This is a genomic window from Nocardioides sp. NPDC057577 (genome assembly GCF_042801335.1).
Lineage (GTDB): Bacteria > Actinomycetota > Actinomycetes > Propionibacteriales > Nocardioidaceae > Nocardioides.
This window is the reverse complement of record NZ_JBHVGB010000028.1, coordinates 26392-48311: the sequence shown is the minus strand read 5'-3', so window position 1 is coordinate 48311 and position 21920 is coordinate 26392. Positions and strand designations below refer to the sequence as shown.

Annotated in this window: 14 protein-coding genes; 8 read left to right on the top strand and 6 right to left on the bottom strand. The window is 69.0% G+C overall.

Going from position 1 to position 21920, the window contains the following annotated elements; genetic code table 11:
- Positions 1 to 32: 32 nt before the first annotated feature.
- Positions 33 to 1376 (bottom strand): FAD-dependent oxidoreductase, encoded by a 1344-nt coding sequence (locus ACFU7D_RS08645; protein ID WP_378728737.1) that lies wholly within the window; start codon positions 1374 to 1376, stop codon positions 33 to 35.
- A 517-nt stretch (positions 1377 to 1893) separates the two neighbouring features.
- A complete protein-coding gene (locus tag ACFU7D_RS08640; protein ID WP_378865803.1) occupies positions 1894 to 3168 on the bottom strand; it encodes a DUF222 domain-containing protein in 1275 nt (424 codons plus the stop codon).
- Between the two features lie 636 nt (positions 3169 to 3804).
- On the opposite strand from ACFU7D_RS08640, the gene ACFU7D_RS08635 reads away from it, so the two are divergent.
- Positions 3805 to 5727 carry an ArnT family glycosyltransferase gene (locus tag ACFU7D_RS08635; RefSeq protein WP_378865800.1) on the top strand — a complete coding sequence of 641 codons (1923 nt, stop codon included), beginning with the start codon at positions 3805 to 3807 and terminating at the stop codon, positions 5725 to 5727.
- Positions 5724 to 6923 (top strand): glycosyltransferase, encoded by a 1200-nt coding sequence (locus ACFU7D_RS08630; RefSeq protein ID WP_378865797.1) that lies wholly within the window; start codon positions 5724 to 5726, stop codon positions 6921 to 6923. The genes ACFU7D_RS08635 and ACFU7D_RS08630 overlap by 4 nt, the downstream gene beginning before the upstream one ends.
- Here the strand turns inward: ACFU7D_RS08630 and ACFU7D_RS08625 are convergent.
- A complete protein-coding gene (locus ACFU7D_RS08625) occupies positions 6895 to 7749 on the bottom strand; it encodes a helix-turn-helix transcriptional regulator (protein ID WP_378865795.1) in 855 nt (284 codons plus the stop codon). The two genes, ACFU7D_RS08630 and ACFU7D_RS08625, sit on opposite strands and share 29 nt — an antisense overlap.
- A gap of 102 nt (positions 7750 to 7851) precedes the next feature.
- Here ACFU7D_RS08625 and ACFU7D_RS08620 point away from each other — a divergent pair, with 102 nt between their 5' ends.
- Positions 7852 to 8868, top strand: coding sequence for an aldo/keto reductase (locus tag ACFU7D_RS08620; protein ID WP_378865792.1), 1017 nt, complete (start codon positions 7852 to 7854; stop codon positions 8866 to 8868).
- A gap of 7 nt (positions 8869 to 8875) precedes the next feature.
- Here the strand turns inward: ACFU7D_RS08620 and ACFU7D_RS08615 are convergent, their stop codons facing one another.
- Positions 8876 to 9952 (bottom strand): citrate synthase, encoded by a 1077-nt coding sequence (locus tag ACFU7D_RS08615; protein WP_378865789.1) that lies wholly within the window; start codon positions 9950 to 9952, stop codon positions 8876 to 8878.
- Positions 9953 to 10069: 117 nt separating this feature from the next.
- On the opposite strand from ACFU7D_RS08615, the gene ACFU7D_RS08610 reads away from it, so the two are divergent.
- The 4 genes from ACFU7D_RS08610 to ACFU7D_RS08595 all read left to right on the top strand — a co-directional run bounded on the left by ACFU7D_RS08610 (position 10070) and on the right by ACFU7D_RS08595 (position 15071).
- Entirely contained in the window at positions 10070 to 11053 is a 984-nt protein-coding gene (locus ACFU7D_RS08610; protein ID WP_378865786.1) for a DUF2332 domain-containing protein, read from the top strand.
- A 338-nt stretch (positions 11054 to 11391) separates the two neighbouring features.
- Positions 11392 to 12921, top strand: coding sequence for a Re/Si-specific NAD(P)(+) transhydrogenase subunit alpha (locus ACFU7D_RS08605; protein ID WP_378728729.1), 1530 nt, complete (start codon positions 11392 to 11394; stop codon positions 12919 to 12921).
- A 2-nt stretch (positions 12922 to 12923) separates the two neighbouring features.
- Positions 12924 to 14324 (top strand): Re/Si-specific NAD(P)(+) transhydrogenase subunit beta, encoded by a 1401-nt coding sequence (gene pntB, locus ACFU7D_RS08600; RefSeq protein WP_378865782.1) that lies wholly within the window; start codon positions 12924 to 12926, stop codon positions 14322 to 14324.
- A 132-nt stretch (positions 14325 to 14456) separates the two neighbouring features.
- A complete protein-coding gene (locus ACFU7D_RS08595) occupies positions 14457 to 15071 on the top strand; it encodes a nitroreductase family protein (RefSeq protein WP_378865779.1) in 615 nt (204 codons plus the stop codon).
- 2175 nt (positions 15072 to 17246) lie between these two features.
- Here ACFU7D_RS08595 and ppgK read toward each other — a convergent pair.
- Positions 17247 to 18002: a polyphosphate--glucose phosphotransferase gene (ppgK, locus tag ACFU7D_RS08590; protein ID WP_378728726.1), complete on the bottom strand. Its 756-nt coding sequence runs from the start codon at positions 18000 to 18002 to the stop codon at positions 17247 to 17249.
- Between the two features lie 77 nt (positions 18003 to 18079).
- On the opposite strand from ppgK, the gene ACFU7D_RS08585 reads away from it, so the two are divergent.
- Positions 18080 to 19498: a fatty acid desaturase gene (locus ACFU7D_RS08585; RefSeq protein WP_378865775.1), complete on the top strand. Its 1419-nt coding sequence runs from the start codon at positions 18080 to 18082 to the stop codon at positions 19496 to 19498.
- Positions 19499 to 19564: 66 nt separating this feature from the next.
- Here ACFU7D_RS08585 and ACFU7D_RS08580 read toward each other — a convergent pair whose 3' ends face one another.
- Complete coding sequence (locus ACFU7D_RS08580) at positions 19565 to 21907, bottom strand: MMPL family transporter (RefSeq protein ID WP_378865772.1); 2343 nt, start codon at positions 21905 to 21907, stop codon at positions 19565 to 19567.
- Positions 21908 to 21920: the final 13 nt, after the last annotated feature.

Here is a 21920-nt window from a genome sequence, read left to right as displayed (position 1 = left end):
GTGGATGGCCGACCCGCTGCGTACGTGGTGTGTCAGGCGTTGGAGATCTGGATCATCTCGTCGCGCGGGACGACCTTGATCCGCTCGCGGCCCTGGGCCTCACCGAGGGAGCGCTCGTGGTTGTCGAGCTTCTCCCAGCCCTCGATGGTGGTGAAGTCGACGCCCTTGCCGGACAGGTGCTCGAGGACCGCCGCGGGCGAGCCGTGCTCGGCGGGGGTGAGCTTGTCCAGGTCGTGCAGGAGGTTGTCGATGGTCTCCTTGGCGTCCGACTTGGTGTGGCCGATGAGGCCGACCGGTCCGCGCTTGACCCACCCGGTGACGTACGTCCCGTTGATGTGCTCGCCGTTGAGGTCGAGGACCCGGCCGCCGGCGTTGGGGATGACCCCGTTCTCGCCGTCGAAGGGCACGTCGGGGAGCGACTCGGACAGGTAGCCGACGGCACGGTAGACGGCCTGGACCGGGGTGTCGGTGAACTCGCCGGTGCCGGTGACGGTGCCGTCGCCGTTGTATTCGGTCTTCTCGCTGCGCAGCGCGACCACCTGACCGTCCTCGCCGAGGATCTCGACGGGGTTCTGCATCATGTGGATGACGATCTTGTGGGGCTTGTCGCCGGCGGGCGCCTCCATGTACTTCAGGAGGATGTCGGCCACGAGCTTGGTCGCCTTGTGGCTCTGGATCGCCTTCTCGCCGGCCTCGTCGATCTCGAAGCCCTCTTCCTCGACGACGACGTCGACCGAGGGCGAGTGCGAGAGCTCGCGCAGCTCCATCGGGCTGAACTTGATGTGCGCCGGGCCGCGGCGGGCGTAGACGTGGATCGTCTTGGCCGGGTTCTTCTTCAGGCCCTGGTAGACGTTGTCAGACACCTCGGTGACCAGCTGCTCGTCGGCGGGCTTGGCCAGCATGCGGGCGACGTCGAGGGCGACGTTACCGGCGCCGAGGACGGCGACCTCCTCGGCGTCGAGGGGCCACTCGCGGGAGACGTCGGGGTGCCCGGCGTACCAGCTGACGAAGTCGGCCGCGCCGTAGGACTGGGGCAGGTCGATCCCCGGAATGTCGAGCTCGCGGTCGGCCATCGCGCCGGTGGCGAAGATGACGGCGTCGTAGAACCGGTGCAGGTCGTCGAGCTTGAGGTCGGTGCCGAAGTCGACGTTGCCGATGAAGCGGATGCTGTCCTGGTTCAGGACGCGCTTCAGAGCCTTGATGATCTCCTTGATTCGCGGGTGGTCAGGAGCCACGCCGTAGCGAACCAGGCCGTAGGGAGCAGGCAGGCGCTCGATGACGTCGACGCGCGCACCAGGGTGCTCCTTCGTGAGGATGTCGGCAGCGTAGATGCCGGCCGGGCCGGCACCGACGATCGCAACGCGGATGTCACGCATAAGGGAGTTCAACCTTCCGTGGATGTACTAAGGCAAGCCTAAAGGGGGTCGTGTAACCCTCCGAATCCGTTCCACCAGGTGGTTATGTGGGCGTACGTGGGTTTGACGCTCAATTCTAGAACGTGTTCTTGTTTTGGGTATGTCTGGGAACGTGATCTCGGACACGTACGGCGCGTCGCGCCCGGTTTTTCTGGGTGCTGGGTCGGTGGCTGAGCTCTGTCGAGTCCTGGCTTGGTCTGGGGTTGGCGCGCTGAGGTGGCCGTGGTCTCGTGTCGGTGTTCGCCGCCGACCCTTGCTTCGATTGTTTCTCGATCACGCACCGCGTCAAGGACGGGCTTCGCCCGCCGCGTCGCGGTGGCCTGCGGCCATCCTTGACCCGGCGCCCGATCGAGAAAGATTTCGCCTGTATCGGGGTCGGCGGCGAGGGTGTGGCGCAGCGGACTCAGTTGGGCACGGGCTTGGGGCTGTAGCTGATGTCCGGGGACGCTCGTCGTGTGGGCGCGAACCCTGGCGGGTCTCAGGGGCGGCGGGTGAATCGGATGGTGCCATCCGGTAGTCGCTCATGGATGTATGCCGGGGCGTGCGCCAGCCGGTGATGATGGGGACACAACAAGGCCCCGTCCTTCAGGTCGGTCTTCCCTCCCGCAGCCCACGGATCTAGATGGTGGGCATCGCACCATTCGGGTGGCATGTCACACCCTTCGGCTTGGCAGCACTTCTGCTGCAACCGGAGTGCCTTGCGTTGGATCGGTTGGAAGAACCTGCTGGCCCGTCCGGCGTCGAGGACCTCACCATCACCGCCCAGCACCCAGGGGATGATGGTCGCGTTGCACGCCAGCTTGCGGGCCTCGGCGGCGCTGATCGTGGTCCCGTTGGTCTCGTCGTAGCCCAGGGTGGCGGTGCCGAGGTCCTTGCGGAGCTCCTCCAGCGAGATCACGACGTTCACGGTGGTCGCATCGCCCCCGTGCCGGGGCAGGGCTGCGGGGTCGATGGTCTCCAGGAGCCGGGTGAACCCCTGTCCCATGAGTCGTTCCCACGGCGGCAAGGCCGCGCCCTTGGCGACGAGCTGCTGTTTGCGGGGCTGGGCGTAGGCCTCGACCAGTCGCTTGAACCGCATCCCGATCGAGGTCGGCAGCACGCCCTCGAACCCGACGGTTCCGTCATGGTTGTCCCAGACCCGCAGGGCGGTCTTCTGCTGGGCGCGTTCTTCCTCGGCGAGCAGGGCCTTGGCTTCGGCGTCTTCGAACCGGGCGGGGTCGACCTCGGTCAGGATCTTCCGGCCGACGATCCGGAGCTCGTTCGCCGTCAATTGGGTCGCGTAATCCACTAGGAGCTTTTCGGCCAGGGCCAGGTCCTCGCCGCTGGTGACCGGGTCCGTCTTGATCTTGTCCAACGCCTGGGTGATGACGCGGGCTTTGTCCAAAGACACCACCCCCTCGGCCAGGCCGGCAGCCACCAGGTCGTACTTGGCGACCCTGGTCGCCAGTTTGATCTGCGAGCGCGCCGCACCCTTGTCGACCAACAACTCTGCCCGCATCCAGGCCGACGCATCCTTCGCGCCGGTCTCCTCCGCGATATCGCCAGCCGTAGCCAGCACGCGGAGCTTCAGAGCGGCCTGCTGGGCCTGGAGTTTCTCCAGCCGTTCCAGCAGGTCCTTCTTCTGCCCGGTGCGCCAATAGGCAGGGTCGCTCGCGAGGAGGTCGTGGAGGGCGGTTTCGATGGCCTTGAGGGCGGCGTCGATCGCGTCACCGGGGTTGGTGCCCCAGTGGTCGATGTCGCGGCCGAGACTCATCGGATATCCTCCTTCAGAGGTGTGTTGTGATGGGTCTGATTCTACGCCTCTAACGGATATCTAACCACCCATAGGTGCAGGTCAAACGATGTTTTCGCCGTCGGCGAACGGCGTCGCTGCTGTGGATGGTAAGTGGCCCGAAGGGCCACCACTCACACCCCATCGACACCATCTGCCGCAGGAGTCAATGCGCTGCGCCACACCCGGGCCGCCGCCCCGATAGCCAGCCAAATCTTTCTCGACGGACCCCGGTGTCAAGGACCGCGATAGCGGCCGGCGAAGCCGGCGGCCGAAGGCCGTCCTTTACTCCGGGGCCCGTCGAGAAGACCCTCAAAGCAAGGGTCGGCGGCCCACGGTCCCAAGAAGAACCAGCCCCAAAAGCGACCGTGTTGGTCTCGACATGCTCGCTGGCGCTCGCGGCTCGACCAGCAGGGGGCAGCGAGATGTGAAGCGAACCACATAGGACGCTCACAGCCTCGCCGAAAGACTCCCACAGACCCGCGTCCGACCGTGGTCATCATGACCCAACTCTTCGACCCACCCACGGCGAGATCGGCGCCAGAGCAGACACCGCCGGCGAAACCGCGATGGCGCCCCGAGCGCGCGTCGCTCATCATTCTGCTGACTCTCACAGCCGTGGCGTACCTGTGGACACTGTCCGAGTCCGGATACGCCAACCAGTATTACTCCGCCGCCGCACAAGCCGGCGGTGAGAGCTGGAAGGCGTGGTTCTTCGGAGCGCTCGATGCGAGCAGCTCGATCACGGTCGACAAGCCGCCGGCGTCGCTGTGGGTGATGGGCCTGTCCGTACGCCTCTTCGGGCTGTCCTCGTGGAGCATCCTGGTCCCGCAGGCCCTGATGGGCGTAGCCACGGTCGGGCTCGTCCACGGACTCGTCAAGAAGGTCGCACCGTGGCAGGCGGCGATCGCGGCGGGAGCGTTCACCGCGCTGACCCCGGCGGCGGCACTGATGTTCCGGTTCAACAACCCGGACGCGCTGCTGCTCCTGCTGCTGGTGGGTGCCGGGTTCTCGACGCTCAAGGCGATCGAGACCGGCAAGGGCAGGTGGATGGTGCTGGCCGGTGCGCTGCTCGGCTTCGGCTTCCTGACGAAGATGCTGCAGGCGTTCCTGATCATCCCGGCGATCGCGGTCGTCTACCTGATCGCGGGCAAGGGCTCGCTGGGCAGGAGGATGACCCACGGCATCGCCTGCTTCGCCGCCATGGTCGCGAGCGCCGGCTGGTACATAGCGATCGTCGAGCTCATCCCGGAGTCGTGGCGCCCCTACATCGACGGCTCGACCGGCAACTCGCTCCTCGAGCTGACCCTCGGCTACAACGGCGTCGGTCGGCTCAACGGCGGTGACTACGGCGGCCTCGGCAACGCCGGCTTCTCCAGCGCGGCCGGGATCCTGCGCCTCTTCCAGGGCGTCTCCGGCGGGATGGTCTCCTGGCTGCTCCCCGCGGCGCTGCTCTTCCTCGTCACCGGCCTGATCGCGCTGCGCAAGGCGCCGCGTATGGACCTGACCCGTGCCGCCCTGATGCTCAGCGGTGCCACGATGCTCGTCACCGGCCTGGTCTTCTCCTTCATGGAGGGCATCTACCACGACTACTACGTGGTCGCGCTGGCCCCGTGGATCGCGATCACCGCGGTCGTCGGCGCGGTGATCATGTGGCGCGACCGCGACAACCTCTTCGCCCGGATCACCCTGGCGGTCGCGATGGCCGGCAGCTCCGTGTGGGGCTGGGTGCTGCTCGGGCAGTCGGGTGAGCAGCCGTACGACGCGCTGCGCTGGCCCGTCCTGATCATCGGCCTCGGTGTTGCTGCCGCCTTCGTCTTCGCGGACAGGCTCACCCGCCGGGCTGCGGCGGCGGTCCTCGCGACGGCGGCCGTCACCCTCGGCGTCGGGCCTGCTGCGTACGCGATCCAGACGATCGGCACCGCTCACACCGGCTCGATCGCGACGGCCGGTCCGTACGAGGGCGGCGGGATGGGTGGCATGGGCGGCGGAGGTCGCGGCATGCCCGGCGGTGGCGGTGGCCCCGGCGGCCAGACCAACGGCACCCCGCCCAACGGCACCCCGCCCAACGGCGCGCCCGGCGGCACCGGAACCCAGCAGATGCCCGGCACCAACGGCGGCGGCATGCCCGGCGGCGGTGGCGGCGGTATGCCCGGCGGCGGCGGAATGATGGGCGGCAGCAACGTCGACGAGGAGCTCGCTCAGGCGGTGAGCACCAACGCCGGCAACTACACCTGGGTGGCCGCGACGATCGGCTCCCAGACCGCGGCCGGCCTCCAGCTCGAGACCGGTGAGGCCGTGATGGCGATCGGCGGCTTCAACGGCACCTCGAACAGCATCACGCTCGAGCAGTTCCAGGAGTACGTCGCCAACGGCGAGATCCACTACTTCATCGCCGGCGGCGGGATGGGCGGCGCGAGAGGCGGCAGCAGCGACGAGACCTCCAGCGCCTCGCTCATCAGCGCCTGGGTCGAGGCGAACTTCACCCAGACCACGATCGGCAGCACCACCGTCTACGACCTGACCGAGGACGCCTCGTGACCGCGGGAACGGCGCTCTCCAGCGGGATGTGGGTGGTCGACGAGAAGCGGCTGCTGACGGCGATCGACCTGGTGATCCCGGTCCACAACGAGGAGAAGGGCCTGGAGGAGTCCGTACGCCACCTCGACGGCTACCTGCGCACCCTGCCCTACTCCACGACGATCACGATCGCCGACAACGCCAGCACCGACGCCACGTGGGACATCGCGGAGCGGCTCGCGACCGAGATCACCCGGGTCCGCGCGATCCATCTCGACGAGAAGGGCCGGGGACGAGCACTCAAGGCGGCCTGGTCCACGTCACGGGCGGAGGTGGTCGGCTACATGGACGTCGATCTCTCCACCGACCTGCGGGCCCTGCCACCACTGCTCGCCCCGCTGCTCTCGGGCCACTCCGACGTCGCGATCGGGTCGCGGCTGGCCCGTGGCAGCCGGATCGAGCGTGGCCCGAAGCGGGACTTCCTGTCCAAGGGCTACAACCTGCTGCTGCGCGGGGTCCTCTCCGCGGAGTTCACCGACGCGCAGTGCGGCTTCAAGGCGATCCGCCGCGACGTGGCCGAGAAGCTGCTGCCGCTGGTCGAGGACGACAACTGGTTCTTCGACACCGAGCTGCTCGTCCTGGCCTCCGAGGCCGGGCTGCGGGTGCACGAGGTGCCGGTGGACTGGGTTGACGACCCGGACTCGCGCGTGGACATCGTCAAAACCGTCAAGGAGGACCTGGCCGGGATCAGGAGACTGCTGTTCGGGCTGGTCAGCGGCCGGATCGACCTCAGCGGCGTACGTCCTCCCGGGCCCGTCCGGAGCCCGAGCCTGGCGGCTCAGGTGATCCGGTTCGGCGCGATTGGCGTGCTGAGCACGCTGGCGTACCTGCTCCTCTACGTCCTCCTCCGCACCGCCGTCGGCGCGCAGGCGGCGAACCTGGTCGCGCTCCTGGTGACCGCGGTCGCCAACACCGCGGCCAACCGCCGGCTGACCTTCGGGATCACCGTGCGACAGGGCGCGGTCAAGCATCACGTCGCCGGGCTGGCCGCCTTCGGGGTCGGGCTGACCCTGACCTCCGGATCGCTCGCGCTCCTCCACCTGGCCGCGCCGACACCTGCGCGGGCGGTCGAGATCGTCGTGCTCGTGGCCGCCAACGCCGCAGCCACGCTGATCCGCTTCATCGCGCTCAGGTGGGTGATGAGCCCTCGCTCGTGAGCCGTTGGGTGCCGATGACGCGGAGCAGCTCGAGCTTCTCCGCGGCATCGGTGCCCTCGAGCGGGAAGTAGGCGAGCAGCTTCACGTCGGCCTCCTCGGTGAGCAGGACCTCACAGCGTACGGAGACCGCGCCGACCTCGGGGTGGACGAACGTCTTCACGTCGGCACGCCGCACTGCCACCTGGTGCCGCTCCCAGAGCCCGCGGAACTCCTCGCTCGCCCCGAGGAGGTCGTGCACGAGCGAGGTGATGTCCGGTTCGCCGGCCCTGCGGGCGTACGTCGCGCGCAGGTCCATCACATGGTTGGCGGAGAGCCGGTCCCAGTCATCCGGCGGCGCCGGCCGCAGCTCGGGCTTCATGAACCAGCGCCAGTAGATGTTGCGGTCGCGGCCGGGCCGCTCGGGCAGAGGCGGGGTCAGTGCGGTGGCGAGCTCGTTGCGCCAGGCGATCTCGCCGATGTCGGTGCAGATCATGACGGGGATGTCGGTCAGCCGCCGGGCGAGCGCGATCAGCCCAGGACGTACGTAGCCACCGGCGCGACGAGGAGCCGGTGTCATCCCGGCGAGGTAGTAGAGGTGGTCGCGTTCGTCGAGATCGCACTGCAGCGCTCGCGCGATCGCGGAGAGCACGGACTCCGACGGCGCGGACCCACGCGCCTGCTCCAGCCGGGTGTAGTGGTCGGTCGAGATCCCGGCGAGCGAGGCCACTTCCTCCCGCCGCAACCCCGGAGTACGCCGCCGCAACCCGTCCGGGAGGCCGACGTCGGAGGGCCGGAGCAGCTCCCGGCGCCGACGCAGGAAGTCGGCGAGCTCATGGCGGTCGATCACACGCTCCATCCTCCGTCGGTCGTGACCGGTTATCCAGGGAGAGCCTCTCCCTGGATGTGCCGTGCCTGCCGCGCGTCGGTCGAGCGCCGCACGCTGGATGGCATGACGACTTCCGACAAGACTCAGTTCAGCAGCCGACAGCTCGGCAAGACCGGCCCCACCGTCACCTCGCCCGCGCTGGGCGGCATGAGCCTCTCCGGCGCCTACGGCGCTGTCGACGACGACGAGGGCGTACGCGTCATCCACGCCTACCTCGACGCCGGCGGCACCCTGATCGACACCGGCGACTTCTACGGCGCCGGCCACAACGAGATGCTGATCGCCCGGGCGCTGCGCGAGCGCAGCCGCGACGACGCGGTGCTCTCGGTGAAGTTCGGCGCCCTGATCACGCCTGCCGGGATGCCGGTCGGCTTCGACGGCCGCCCCGAGGCGGTCAGGTCCTTCCTGACCTACTCCCTCCAGCGGCTCGGCACCGACCACATCGACATCTACCGCCCCGCCCGCGTCGACCCACAGGTCCCGATCGAGGAGACCGTCGGCGCGGTCCAGGAGCTGGTGGAGGCGGGATACGTACGCCACATCGGACTCAGCGAGGTCAGCGCCGACACCATCCGGCGGGCCACCGCGGTGGCCTCGATCAGCGACCTGCAGATCGAGTACTCCCTGCTCAGCCGGGGGATCGAGACCAACGGCATCCTCGACACCTGCCGCGAGCTGGGCATCGGCATCACCGCGTACAGCGTTCTCGGCCGTGGCCTGATCGGTGGAAGCGGTGCCCTCGGCGGCTCGCTCGCGATGATGCCGCGCTTCCAGGGCGACAACCTCGACCACAACCGCGCGCTGCTCGCCACCCTCGAGGAGATCGCCACGGCCAAGGGCATCACCCTGGCCCAGCTCGCGATCGCCTGGGTCGCCGCCCAGAGCGAGCACATCGTCCCCGTCATCGGCGCGCGCCGGGTCAGCCAGGTCGAGTCGATGGTCGGTGCCAACGCCGTCACCCTCGACAAGGCCGACCTCGCCCGCATCGACGCCGCCGTGCCCGTCGGCGCCGCCCGCGGCGACCGCTACCCGACCCAGTTCATGGGGCAGCTCGACAGCGAGCGACCGGCCGCCGGGTGACGGGTTGTCAGTCGGCAGGATCCGTCGCGCGCCAGCGCAGCGGATCCTCCTCGGACTCCTCGACGATGTGCGCCGCGAGGCCGACCGTACGACCGACCTGGAAGAACACCTCCGCGGCGGCATCGGGCAGCTCGCAGGTGACGGTGAATGCCGCGAGCGCCCCGTCGATGCTCGGCAGGCGGTCGGTGCGGGCGGCGATCTCGTCCAGACGGGCCAGGACGGGCGCGGAGCCGTCGACGAGCGCGAGACGAGCGAGGATCGCGTCGGCCCGCGGGTCGCCGTCGGGGTGGCGCCAGTGTCCGAAGCCGGTCACCGGGCGGCTCGGGTCGGCGGGCGGGCCGTCCCGCAGCACCGCGAGCGCGGACGGGCCGATGCCACCGTGCAGCTGCCCGGAGAGCGCGGCGTACCCGGCGACCAGGCAGTCGTACGCCGAGGCCCGGGCCGAGGCCGCGACCCTGGCCGCGACCACCGAGGCCGCCAGACCATGGTCGACCAGTGCGACCAACGCGGTGTTGAGCGTGGCGATCTCCCGGGGGCTTCCCGGGCGTCCGGCGACGGCGGCGAAGACCGCGTCGGGGACCGGCCGGCCCGGCTCTGCCGGGCCGCCGAGCGCGACCGCGACGGCGCCGAGCAGTCCCTTGCCGACGCCGGCAGCGGCAGCGGGCTCGACCCCGCCGCGGGACCCCGCCCACTGGGCGAGCGCGGGGAGCCGGCGGTTGAGCGGCAGCGCGGTCAGGTGCTCCGGCACGTCGACGGCGAACCCGGGAGCCGTCCCCAGGACGAGATCGACCACCTCGTCCCACGGCTCATCGGCCAGGTCGGCCAGCGGTACGCCGCGCAGGAACAGCTCCCCCTCGCGTACCTCGCTCACGCTCGACCGGACCGAACGCATCGGCAGCACGCCGAGCGGGGAGCCGGGATGGTGACGGGTGCTGGCCAGCGCGTCGATCTCGGCGCGGTCGAACAGGCTCTCGGCGCCGCTGCGGCGCCGGGTGAGCAGTCGTCGGCTGACATAGGTGTAGAGCGTCGTGCGCTTCACCCCGAGGCGTTGGGCGGCCTCCCGCGTCGTGATCCACTCCGTCACGACGCCACTCTCGCCCATGGACCGGTTCCGGTGCCATGTCGACTCGATCGACATCGCGGCGGCAGGCCTCGCGGCGGCACGGTGAGCTCTCGACCCGCTCGCTACGGAGGAGACGCCATGCTGCCGTTGAACGACCTGACCGACATCCGAGAGAGCTACCGACACCACTCGTCCGAGATGGCCACCTCGCCCTGCTACAGCGCCTGGGCGATGGGTGTCGCGGATGACCCGGAAGTGCTCGGGGTGCTGAGCGACCTGCCGACGCTGAAGCAGCAGGCCAACCTGGTCTTCGCCGCGGCCCGCCGGCACGGGCTGGAGCCGGGGCCGTACGACGACCTGCGGGCCCTGCTCCTCGGACCCGAGTGGCCGGCTGTGCGCCGGACGATCCTTGCGCGGCGTACGCAGACCAACGAGGTCGCCCGGCTGGCGGCGCTGACCCCGGCGCTGGGGATGCTCGGAGACGGGCCGTTCGCACTCGTGGAGCTCGGCGCCAGCGCAGGTCTGTGCCTCTACCCGGACCGCTACGACTATCTCTGGGACGGTGCGGGCGAGCTCCGCGGTTCGGGTGGGCCGACCCTTCGGATCCCGGCGGTCGGGCCGGTCCCTGTTCCGGCGGCCTTTCCCCGCATCACCGCTCGCGTCGGTGTCGACCTCAACCCGCTCGACGTCACCGACGAGGAGGACATGAGCTGGTTGCTCACGCTGATCTGGCCGGGCCACGACGAGCGCCGTGACCGCCTCGCCGCTGCGATCGAGGTGACCAGGGCCGAGCCACCCCGCCTCCTCGCCGGCGACATGCTCGACCGGCTGGAGAGCGCGCTCGAGATCGCCGCCGCCTCGGGCGGCACGCCGGTGGTCCATCACAGCGCCGCCGCGGCGTACCTGGACGAACACGACCGCGCCGAACTGGAGGATCGGATGCGTACTCTCGTGGCCGCCGGCCGCTGCCACTGGATCAGCCTGGAGGGTCCGAGCGTGATCCCGTCGCTCGCCGCCGACGCACCCAGCCGGCCCGACTCGGATCATCACTTCTGTCTCGCCGTCGACGGGCGCGCGGTGGGCTGGTTCCAGGCCCACGGCGCGAGTCTCAGCTGGCTGTAGATCCGGGTCTCTCTGGCTTCCAGGCGCTGATTTCGGGGTAGTCCGGTAGCGAACTGCCTATTACTTGCCGGTAAATGGGCAGTTCGCTCCCGGACTACCCCGAAGGCGCCGTATCGGCCGGCTGTGAGGACGTGAGGAAGACCACAGGTCTTGGACCGATACAACCGGACAACCCTGGTGTCCACCTGCTGATCTGCCCTACCGTTACCGGCCAGTAACCAGCACGGTGGGGTTCCGGTCGGTGCCGGTCAACCATCGGTCACACGCAGATCGCCTGACCGGAACCCCGCCATGCTGGAGACTGAAGACACCGCGCGTAGCAGACCAAGGAGTCGAGGATGCTCATCGGAGTGACCCGAGAGACGAAGCCTGGGGAGACCCGGGTGGCGGCCACCCCCGCGACCGTCAAACAACTGACCGGTCTGGGCTATGACGTCGTCATCGAGGGTGGAGCCGGCGAGGCGTCCAGCTTCAAGGACGAGGCGTACGCCGAGGCAGGCGCCCGCATCGGCACGGCCTCCGACGCGTGGGGTGCCGACCTGGTCTTCCGGGTCAATGCGCCCTCCGTCGGCGAGGTCGAGCTGCTGAAGAGCGGCGCCACCCTGGTCGCGCCGCTGGCGCCGGCGCAGAGCGCCGAGCTCCTCGACGCCCTGGCCGCCCGCAAGGTCGACGCCTTCGCGATGGACGCGGTGCCGCGCATCTCGCGCGCCCAGTCCATGGACATCCTCTCCAGCCAGGCCAACATCGCGGGCTACCGCGCCGTCGTCGAGGCGGCCCACCGCTTCGGCCGCTTCTTCACCGGCCAGGTGACCGCGGCGGGCAAGGTGCCGCCGGCGAAGGTGCTGGTGGCCGGTGCCGGTGTGGCCGGTCTGGCCGCCATCGGTGCGGCGAGCTCGCTGGGCGCGATCGTGCGGGCGACCGACCCTCGTCCGGAGGTCGCCGACCAGGTCAAGTCGCTCGGTGGTGAATACCTGAAGGTGGAGGTCGAGGTCGAGAAGTCGACCGACGGCTACGCGAAGGCGACCTCGGAGGCCTACGACCAGCGCGCCGCGGAGATCTACTCCGAGCAGGCCGAGGACGTCGACATCATCGTGACGACCGCGCTGATCCCGGGCCGCCCGGCGCCGCGCCTGATCACGGCGGCCGACGTGGCGAGCATGAAGTCCGGCTCGGTCATCGTCGACATGGCGGCCGCGATGGGCGGCAACGTGGAAGGCACCGTCAAGGACGAGGTCGTCACCACGCCCAACGGCGTCACGATCATCGGCTACACCGACCTGCCCGCGCGCCTGCCCGCGCAGTCCAGCCAGCTCTACGGCACCAACCTGGTGAACCTGATGAAGCTGGTGACGCCCGAGAAGGACGGCGTACTCGCCCTCGATCTCGAGGACCAGGTCCAGCGCGGCCTGACCGTCGTGCACGACGGTGGCGTGCTCTGGCCGCCTCCGCCGGTCCAGGTGTCCGCCGCTCCCGCGGTGGCCGCGCCCGCCGAGGTCGCGGTCAAGGAGGAGAAGAAGCCGCTCTCCGCCGGAGCGAAGCTCGCCCTGGTCGGCACCGGTGCGCTCGCGCTCTTCCTGCTCAACGCTGTCGCTCCGGCCGAGATCACCCGGCACTTCACGGTGCTGACGCTGTCGGTGGTGATCGGGTTCTACGTGATCGGCCATGTGCACCACGCGCTGCACACCCCGCTGATGTCGGTGACCAACGCGATCTCCGGCATCGTCGTGGTGGGCGCCCTGCTGCAGCTCACCGTCGCTGACAACGTCGTGCTCGTGCTCGCGGGCATCGCCACGCTGCTGGCGAGCATCAACATCTTCGGTGGCTTCGCCGTGACCCGCCGCATGCTCTCGATGTTCCGGAAGGCCTGATCATGGATATCTTCTCGATCGCCGGTGCGGCCTACCTCGTCGCCGCCCTCCTCTTCATCCTGTCCCTGGCGGGGCTGTCCAAGCACGAGACCGCCTCGCAGGGCTGGCTCTACGGTGTCCTCGGCATGACGCTGGCGCTGGTCGCGACCGTCATCCAGGTCGTCGACGGCGGCACCGCCACCGCGGTGATCGTCCTGGTCGCCGCCGTCTCCATCGGCGCCGTCATCGGCCTGTGGCGTGCCAAGGTCGTCGAGATGACCGGCATGCCCGAGCTGATCGCGCTGCTGCACTCGTTCGTCGGTCTGGCCGCCGTCCTGATCGGCTGGAACGGCCACCTCGAGGCCGCCGCTGGCCACGTTCACGGCGGAGCCATCCACTCGGCCGAGGTCTTCATCGGTGTCTTCATCGGTGCGGTCACCTTCACCGGCTCGATCGTCGCCTTCCTCAAGCTCTCCGCGCGGATCTCCTCGGCCCCGCTGATGCTGCCCGGCAAGAACGTCATCAACATCGGCGCCCTGGTCGTCTTCGTGATCCTGACGGTCGTCTACGTCATCAACCCGACGCTCCCGCTGCTGATCGCGGTCACCGTCGTGGCGCTGGCGCTCGGCTGGCACCTGGTCGCCTCCATCGGTGGCGGTGACATGCCGGTCGTGGTCTCGATGCTCAACAGCTACTCCGGATGGGCCGCGGCCGCCTCGGGCTTCCTCCTGAGCAACGACCTGCTGATCGTCACCGGTGCCCTGGTCGGCTCCTCGGGTGCCTACCTCTCCTACATCATGTGCAAGGCGATGAACCGCTCGTTCATCTCGGTCATCGCCGGCGGGTTCGGCATCGAGGCCGGGCCGTCCGGTGACGTCGACTACGGCGAGCACCGCGAGATCAACGCCGAGGACACCGCCGAGCTCCTCGCCGGCGCATCCTCCGTCGTGATCACCCCGGGCTACGGCATGGCCGTCGCCCAGGCGCAGTACCCGGTCGCCGAGCTCACCCGCATCCTGCGGGACAAGGGCGTGAACGTACGTTTCGGCATCCACCCCGTCGCCGGCCGTCTCCCCGGCCACATGAACGTGCTGCTGGCCGAGGCCAAGGTGCCCTACGACATCGTCCTGGAGATGGACGAGATCAACGACGACCTGGCCGAGACCGACGTCGTCCTGGTCATCGGTGCCAACGACACCGTGAACCCGGCCGCCGCCGAGGACCCGAGCAGCCCGATCGCGGGCATGCCGGTGCTCAAGGTCTGGGAGGCCAAGAACGTGGTCGTCTTCAAGCGGTCGATGGCCGCGGGCTATGCCGGTGTGCAGAACCCGCTCTTCTTCCGGGAGAACACGCAGATGCTCTTCGGTGACGCCAAGACCAAGGTCGACGAGATCGTCTCCGCCCTCGCGCGAGTCCCTGCCTGACCGATCGGCGGGCTGGTGACCTACAGGATCCTGTACGTCACCAGCCCGCCGTCATTTTCTGCTCGCTCGTAGAGCCGGACGCGCTCTGAGACAGTTTGTCGTCCAAGTCGGTAGACATTGCAGAATAGGGGCATGACTGCCGCGAAGCGCGCGCCCCAGGCCGGCGCCGAGGATCTGACCGAGCACCTGCGTGACCGCTGGTCGGTGAGTGTCTTCGACCCGGCCCACGAGCTCGATGACGCCGAGATCAGGCTGCTCCTCGAAGCGGCCCGGTGGGCGCCGAGCGCCGGCAACAGCCAGCCCTGGTCGTTCCTGGTCCTGCCCCGTGGATCGGCCGGCCACGAGACCTTCGTGTCCCACCTCTCCCGCGGCAACTCCGGCTGGGTGCCGAGGGCCTCGGCGATCTTCGTCGCCATCTCCCAGATCGGCGTCGGGCCGGACGGCAACGGCCCGAAGTGGTCCGACTACTCCCACTACGACCTCGGCCAGGCGGCGGCGCACCTGACCGTCCAGGCCGCCTCGCTCGGCCTCTCCTCCCACCAGTTCGCCGGGTTCGACCACGATGCCGTGGCAGCGGCCTTCGGCGTACCGGACTGGTGGAAGGTGATGACCGGGATCGCGGTCGGTCTCCACGGCGACCCGACGCAGGTCGACCCGCTCGACGCCGAGCGGGAGCAGCGCGAGCGTGTCCGGCGGCCGCTCGAGGAGACGGCTTTCGCCGACAAGTGGGGCACGCCATGGGCGTGATGCCCCGGACGTACGTCCCGGGAACGGGATAAAGAAGACGTACCCGGCGGGGCATCGGACTAAGGTGCCCAGGTGAAGAACGGTCAGGGAGCAGGTCGACTCCGGCGCGCAGCGGCAGGAATTTTCGTGCTGGGGGTGCTCGGTGCTGGGCTGGTGACGACCGCGCCGGCAGCCGTCGCGGCGCCCAACGACGGTGTCGGCGAGTCCTCGCGCACCCGCTACGTGCTCGACGAGAAGGCCCGCACCGTCAAGGTCAAGGCCGAGGTCACGGTCACCAACCAGCAGCCGAGCACGGCCACGACCTACTACTTCCTGACCGGCCACGCGATCCCGATCCCGGCCGGCGCGAAGAAGGTCAGAGCGACCAGCAACGGGGCGAAGCTGCCGGTGAGCACCGAGAAGATCGATGGCACCGGGCTCGAGGTGGTGACGGTGTCCTTCCCGAACCTCTACTACGGCAAGTCGCGCACCATCACCTGGACGTACGAGCTGAAGGGTGCCCCGATCCGGGCGAAGAAGAATCACATCCGGATCGGCGAGGGGTACGCCGTCTTCCCCGTGATCGGCCTCGGTGACGATGGGGAGGTGACTGTCGACGTCGTGCTCCCGAAGTCGATGACGTTCACCGCCTCCTCGGGCGACTTCGACAAGCGGACCAAGGGCAACAAGACGACCTGGCACTCCGAAGGCGACTTCGTCGACGCCGGCGTCTCGGCCCGCGATCCGAAGGCCTTCGACGAGAAGAAGATCGAGGTCGGCGACACGAAGCTGTCGCTGCAGAGCTTCCCTAAGGACGAGGAGTGGCTCGACTTCGCCGAGAAGCGAGTCACCGAGGGCATGCCCGTGCTGGAGGGCCTGACCGGCAACGAGTGGCCCGGCGGGCTGGAGACGATTCGTGAGGACGGCTCGGCGGAGGCGGTCGGCTACGCCTGGTTCGACTCCGACGCCGATGAGATCGTCGTCTCCGAGGACCTGGACACGGCGATCCTCTACCACGAGATGACCCACGCCTGGATCAACCCCGACATCGTCGAGGGCCGCTGGCTGAGCGAAGGCCTGACCGAGGTCGTCGCCCAGCACGCGACGAAGAAGGTCGGCGCCAAGGGGCAGAAGTACGGCAAGGTGAAGCGTCGCGGCAAGGCCGCGTTCCCGCTCCTGACCTGGGATGCCGCCGGGCGGAGCCAGGAGAAGGATGCGTACGGCTATCCGGCTGCCTACACAGCCGTCTCGGCCATGCTCGCGGACCTCTCTGACGAGGAGCTGACCCGTGTGGTCGACGACGTCTACGACGGCCGCAGCGGTTACGACGCCCCCGATGACCAGATCACCAGCGGCCCGGTCGACTGGCGCTTCTTCCTCGACATCGTGCAGAGGTACGACACGGACGGCTCCCCGGAGAAGCCGCTGAAGAACTGGGTGCTCACCCGCGCCGAGGCCAAGCAGCTCGAGCCGAGGGCCGAGGCCCGCAAGGCGTACGCCGAGATCGACCGTGTCAACGGCGAGTGGCTGCCGCCGCGAGGGCTCCGCGGCGTCATGGCCGAGTGGAGCTTCGAGGACGTGGACGGTGTCGTGGGGCAGATCGGTGAGGCGAACGCCGATGCCGTCAAGGTCCAGGCGGCGGCCGAGGAGGCCGGTCTGCCGGTGCCGACCGCGGTCAAGAACGCCTACGAGGGCGCCAACGACGAGGCCGAGTACCGCGACCTCGCCACCACCCTTCCCCGAGCAGCCGAGGTGGTCACCGAGGTCGGTGCAGCGACGGACGAGGTCGAGGGGATGCAGAACCCGCTGACCGAGATCGGTGAGCTGGTGCTGTTCCTCGACCTGGGCGCGGCCAGCGCCCGCGCAGACCTGGACAACGGTCATCTCGAGGACGCCTCGGCCACCGCGGCCGGGGTGAGCGCCCGGGCCGACTGGGCGCTGGCCGCCGGTCTGGTCGCGCTGCTCGTGCTCGCCGGTGCGGCGTACGCAGCGTTCCGGGTGCTGCGCAGCCCGTGGTCACGGCGCCGACGCGAGGCCCGCCGGCTGCGGCGGGCGAACCGCAAGGCGTTCCTCGCCCAGGTCAAGGAGACGAAGAAGGCGGGCGCGCCGTGGGATCGCCCGGCCCCGCCGATGCAGCCGATGCCCCCGATGCCGCCGATGCACCCGGGCCCGCCAGGTCCACAGCCGCCGCCGGGATCAGTCGGTGGCGAGCTCTTCGGCGTACAACGCGGCCCCTACGGCCCCGGCGGTGTTGAGCAGCTTCGCCGGAATGATCTCGGTGTCCAGGTCGAGCAGCGGCAGGAATTCCGCCGCCTCCTTCGAGACCCCTCCGCCGACAAGGAATAGGTCGGGCGAGAAGAGCATCTCCAGGTGCCGGTAGTACTTCTCCAGCCGCTTGGCCCAGTGCTTCCAGGAGAGCTCCTCGCGCTTGCGGGCGATGTTGGAGGCGCGGGTCTCGGCGTCGTGGCCGTCGAGCTCGAGGTGGCCGAGCTCGGTGTTGGGCACGAGCATGCCGTCGTAGAGGAGTGCCGAGCCGATACCGGTGCCGAGGGTGGTCATGATGACCAGCCCGCGGCGACCCTGCGCGGCGCCGTAGCGGACTTCGGCCAGGCCGGCCGCGTCGGCGTCGTTGACCACGTGCACGTCTCGCCCGGTGGCCGCGGTGAAGATCGCGTCCGCGTCGGCGCCGATCCAGGACTTGTCGATGTTGGCCGCGGAGTGGACGACCCCGTGACGTACGACGCCCGGGACGGTCACACCGACCTTCCCGTCGTAGTCCGGGAACTGGGAGAGCAGGTCCACGAAGATTTCGGCGATGGCGTCGGGGGTGGAGCGTTCGGGTGTCGGGATGCGTACGCGTTCCTCGGCGAACTCGCCGGTCGCGAGATCGATCGGGGCACCCTTGATGCCCGTGCCGCCGAAGTCGATGCCGAAGGGCAGGCTCGTCGTCATGGGCCCATCCTATTTACAACCGGTGACGTGACGTACGACACTTGACAGATCATCCTGATTTGTCAAGGGAGACGTCGATGGAGATCGCGAACAGCACCGTGCCCGACGGCTCGACCGATCGCTGGCGTGACAAGAAGCGCTACCTGTGGCTGCTGGGGCTGGTGGTCCCCATCCTCGGCTTCATCGCGATCGGCGGCTGGCATCTCACCGACATCGGCGCGTTCCTGTGGACCGGGCCGATCATCATCCTCATCGTCGTCCCGGCGATCGACCTCTTCGCGGGGCTCGACCAGTCCAACCCGCCCGACGACATGATCGAGGCGCTGGAGAACGACCGCTACTACCGCTGGATCGTCTACTCCTACCTCCCGCTGCAGTACGCCGTCTTCATCGGGGGCATGGCGATCGCCGCCCACGGCGCCCTGGACGGCCACACGCTGAGCATCATCGACCGGGTCGGGCTGGCGATCTCGGTCGGCTGCATCGGCGGGATCGGCATCAACACCGCCCACGAGCTCGGCCACAAGCGCGAGGACGTCGAGCGCTGGCTCTCCAAGATCGCGCTCGCGCAGAGCTTCTACGGCCACTTCTACATCGAGCACAACCGCGGCCACCACGTCCGCGTCGCGACCCCCGAGGACCCGGCCTCGGCCAAGGTCGGCGAGTCCTTCTACGCCTTCTGGCCCCGCACGGTCTCGGGGTCGCTGAAGAGCGCGTGGCGCCTGGAGAAGAAGAGGTACGCCCGCCGTGACCAGCATCCCTTCCGGATCGGCAACGACGTCCTCAACGCCTGGCTGATGTCCGCGATGCTCTGGGGCGCGCTGATCGTGTGGCTCGGGCCGGTGGTGATCCCGTTCCTGCTGATCCAGGCCGTCGTCGGGTTCTCGCTGCTGGAGGTGATCAACTACATGGAGCACTACGGGATGCTGCGACGACGCGTGGGCCGGCGCTACGAGCGGGTCGACCCCAGCCACTCCTGGAACTCCAACAACATCGCCACCAACGTGCTGCTCTACCACCTGCAGCGCCACAGCGACCACCACGCCAACCCCGTACGCCGCTACCAGACCCTGCGCGACTACAAGGAGTCCCCGGTGCTCCCGACGGGCTATGCCGGGATGATCCTGATCGCGATCCTGCCGCCGGTCTGGCGCCGGGTGATGGACCCCAGGGTGCTGGCGCACTTCGACGGCGACATCTCGCGCGCCAACATCCTGCCGCGCAAGCGGGACAAGATCCTGACGAAGTATCCGCCGCCCGCGGCCGACCAGGCCGAGGCCGGCGACGACACCGTCGCGCAGGTCATCGGTCAGGAGGTGCTGGCGGCCCGCTGTCCCGGGTGCGGCTACACCTACCGAGTGGAGGAGGGCAACGAGGCAGAAGGGTTCGCCGCCGGCACCTCGTGGGGGGACGTGCCGGACGACTGGTGCTGCCCGGACTGTGGCGTGCGCGAGAAGGTCGACTTCGTGCCTCTCGCCTCGGACTCCGTTCCGTAGCCTCCTCGGACAGGAGACAGCCCCCGGCCTCGTACGAGATCGGGGGCTGTCCTTCGTCAGCGGACGTCAGCTCTTGGAGAGCTCCGGTTCACGCTGCTCGTCGGCGTAGCGGTCGGAGAGGTAGTGCCGCTCCAGGCTCTCGCCCTCGACATCGACGTTGGGGAGGATCCGGTCGAGCCACTTCGGCAGCCACCAGGCCTTCTCCTTCATCAGGTACATCAGGGTCGGGATGAGGAGCATCCGGACCACGAAGGCGTCGAAGAGGACCGCCGCCGAGAGCGCGAAGCCCATCGACTTGATGATCGGGTCATCCATCAGGATGAAGCCGGAGAACACCGCGGTCATGATCAGCGCCGCGGCGGTGACGACGCGTGCCGAGTTGCGGAACCCGTCGACCACCGCCTCGCGGTAGGAGGCGCCGTGGACGTGGGCCTCGCGGATCCGGGTCACCAGGAAGACCTGGTAGTCCATCGCCAGCCCGAAGACCAACCCGATCAGGAAGATCGGGATGAAGCTGACGATCGGCTGGCCCTCGAAGATGCCGAAGGCGCCCTCCTGGAAGATCGCGACCGTGGCCCCGAGCGTGGCCAGGACCGAGAGCAGGAAGCCAAGCGTCGCGGTCAGCGGCACCAGGATCGAGCGGAAGACGAGCATCAGCAGGATGAACGCCAGGCCGATCACGATCGCGAGGTAGGGCAGCAGCGCGTCGTTGAGCTTCTCGGAGATGTCGGACATGATCGCCGAGGTGCCGGTGACCGCGAGATCCGTGCCGGTCGCCTCCTCGATCGCGCCCTCGCCGTCACGCAGGTCGGCGAGCAGATCCTCGGTCGCCTCGTCCTCCGGGGCGGTCTCCGGCTCGATCAGGATGACCGCGCCGTTGTCGTTGCCCGAGGGCGGGACCACCTTGGCGACGCCGTCCAGCGAGGCGGCCCAGTCGGCGACCTCGGCGTACGCCTTCTGCTTCGCGGCCGTGTCGCCGGACATGTCGCGGGCGTCGACCACGAGCATCATCGGGTCGAGGCGGCCCGGGCCGAAGCCCTCCTCGACCAGCTCGACCGCCTGGCGGCGCGAGCTGTCCGCCGGAGCGGTGCCGTCGCCCGGCATGCCCAGGTGCAGGTCCTTGAACGGGATGGCCAGCGAACCGAGGCCGACGACGGCGATCAGCACCCACACGATCGGCGCCTTGCCGATGAACCGGGCCCAACGTACGCCGTTGTTGAGGATGTGGCCGTCGGCCTCACGCTTCGGGTTGTAGCGGCGTACGGTCAGGCCGAAGGCCTTCGACTTGAACAGACCGAGGATCGCGGGCAGCAAGGTCAGCGCGACCAGGACCGCGACCACGACGGTGACGGCGGCGCCGAGACCCATCGCGGTCAGGAACGGGATGCCGACGACGCTGAGCGCGGCGAGGGCGATGACGACGGTCAGGCCGGCGAAGACGACCGCGGAGCCGGCGGTGCCGACCGCGATGCCGATCGCTTCCTCACGGTCGTCGGTGTGATCGAGCTCGCTGCGGTAGCGCGACAGGATGAAGAGGGCGTAGTCGATCCCGACCGCCAGGCCGATCATCGTGGCGAGCATCGGGGTGGTCGAGGAGACGCCGGTGAAGGCGGTCAGGGCGGTGATGCCCATCGTGCCGATGCCGACGCCGACGCCCGCGGTGATGATCGGGAGGCCGGCGGCCACGAACGAGCCGAAGGTGATCAGCAGGATGAACAGGGCGATGATGATGCCGAACAGCTCCGAGCTGGCGCTGCCGATCTCCATGACCTGCATGCCCTGGCCGCGCACCTCGATCTGCAGGCCGGAGGCCTCGGCGGCGTCTTCGATGACGTCGGTGACCTCCTTCTGCATCTCGGGAGTCACGTCGGTCGCCTCGAGGTCCTCGAACTCGGTCGAGATGAGGCCGATCCGGCCGTTCTCGGACAGTGTCGGCTGGGCCTGGAGCTGACCGAGCAGCATCTGCAGCGCCTGCTGCGTCGTCACCTCCTGACCGCTCTCGGCCGACATGGCCTTCGCGGTCGCCGGGGCAGCGGCCTCGGCCATCTCCGGGGTCCAGATGTAGGAGATCTGGTCCGGTACGTCGTCGAGCGCGGCGAGCTTCGTCACGAGGTCGTTCACGGCCGCCTGGTTCTCAGGGGTCGTGAGGGTCTCGCCCTCGGGAGCGGCGACGACCACCTCGATCGAGGCGGCGTCGAGCACCGAACCGCCTTCGGTGCCCATGATCTCGGGCAGTTCCTCGGCGGCCTCGACCGACTCGAGGCCGGGCATGGTGAAGGTGGTGGACATCGGCTTGGACATCGTGGTCGCCACCGCGCCGATGCCGATGATCACGACCAGCCAGGCGGCGATGAACACCGGCCATCGCCGGTAGGCGGTCTTTCCGAGTCGATAGAGCAGCTTGGCCATCAGGGGTTCTCCC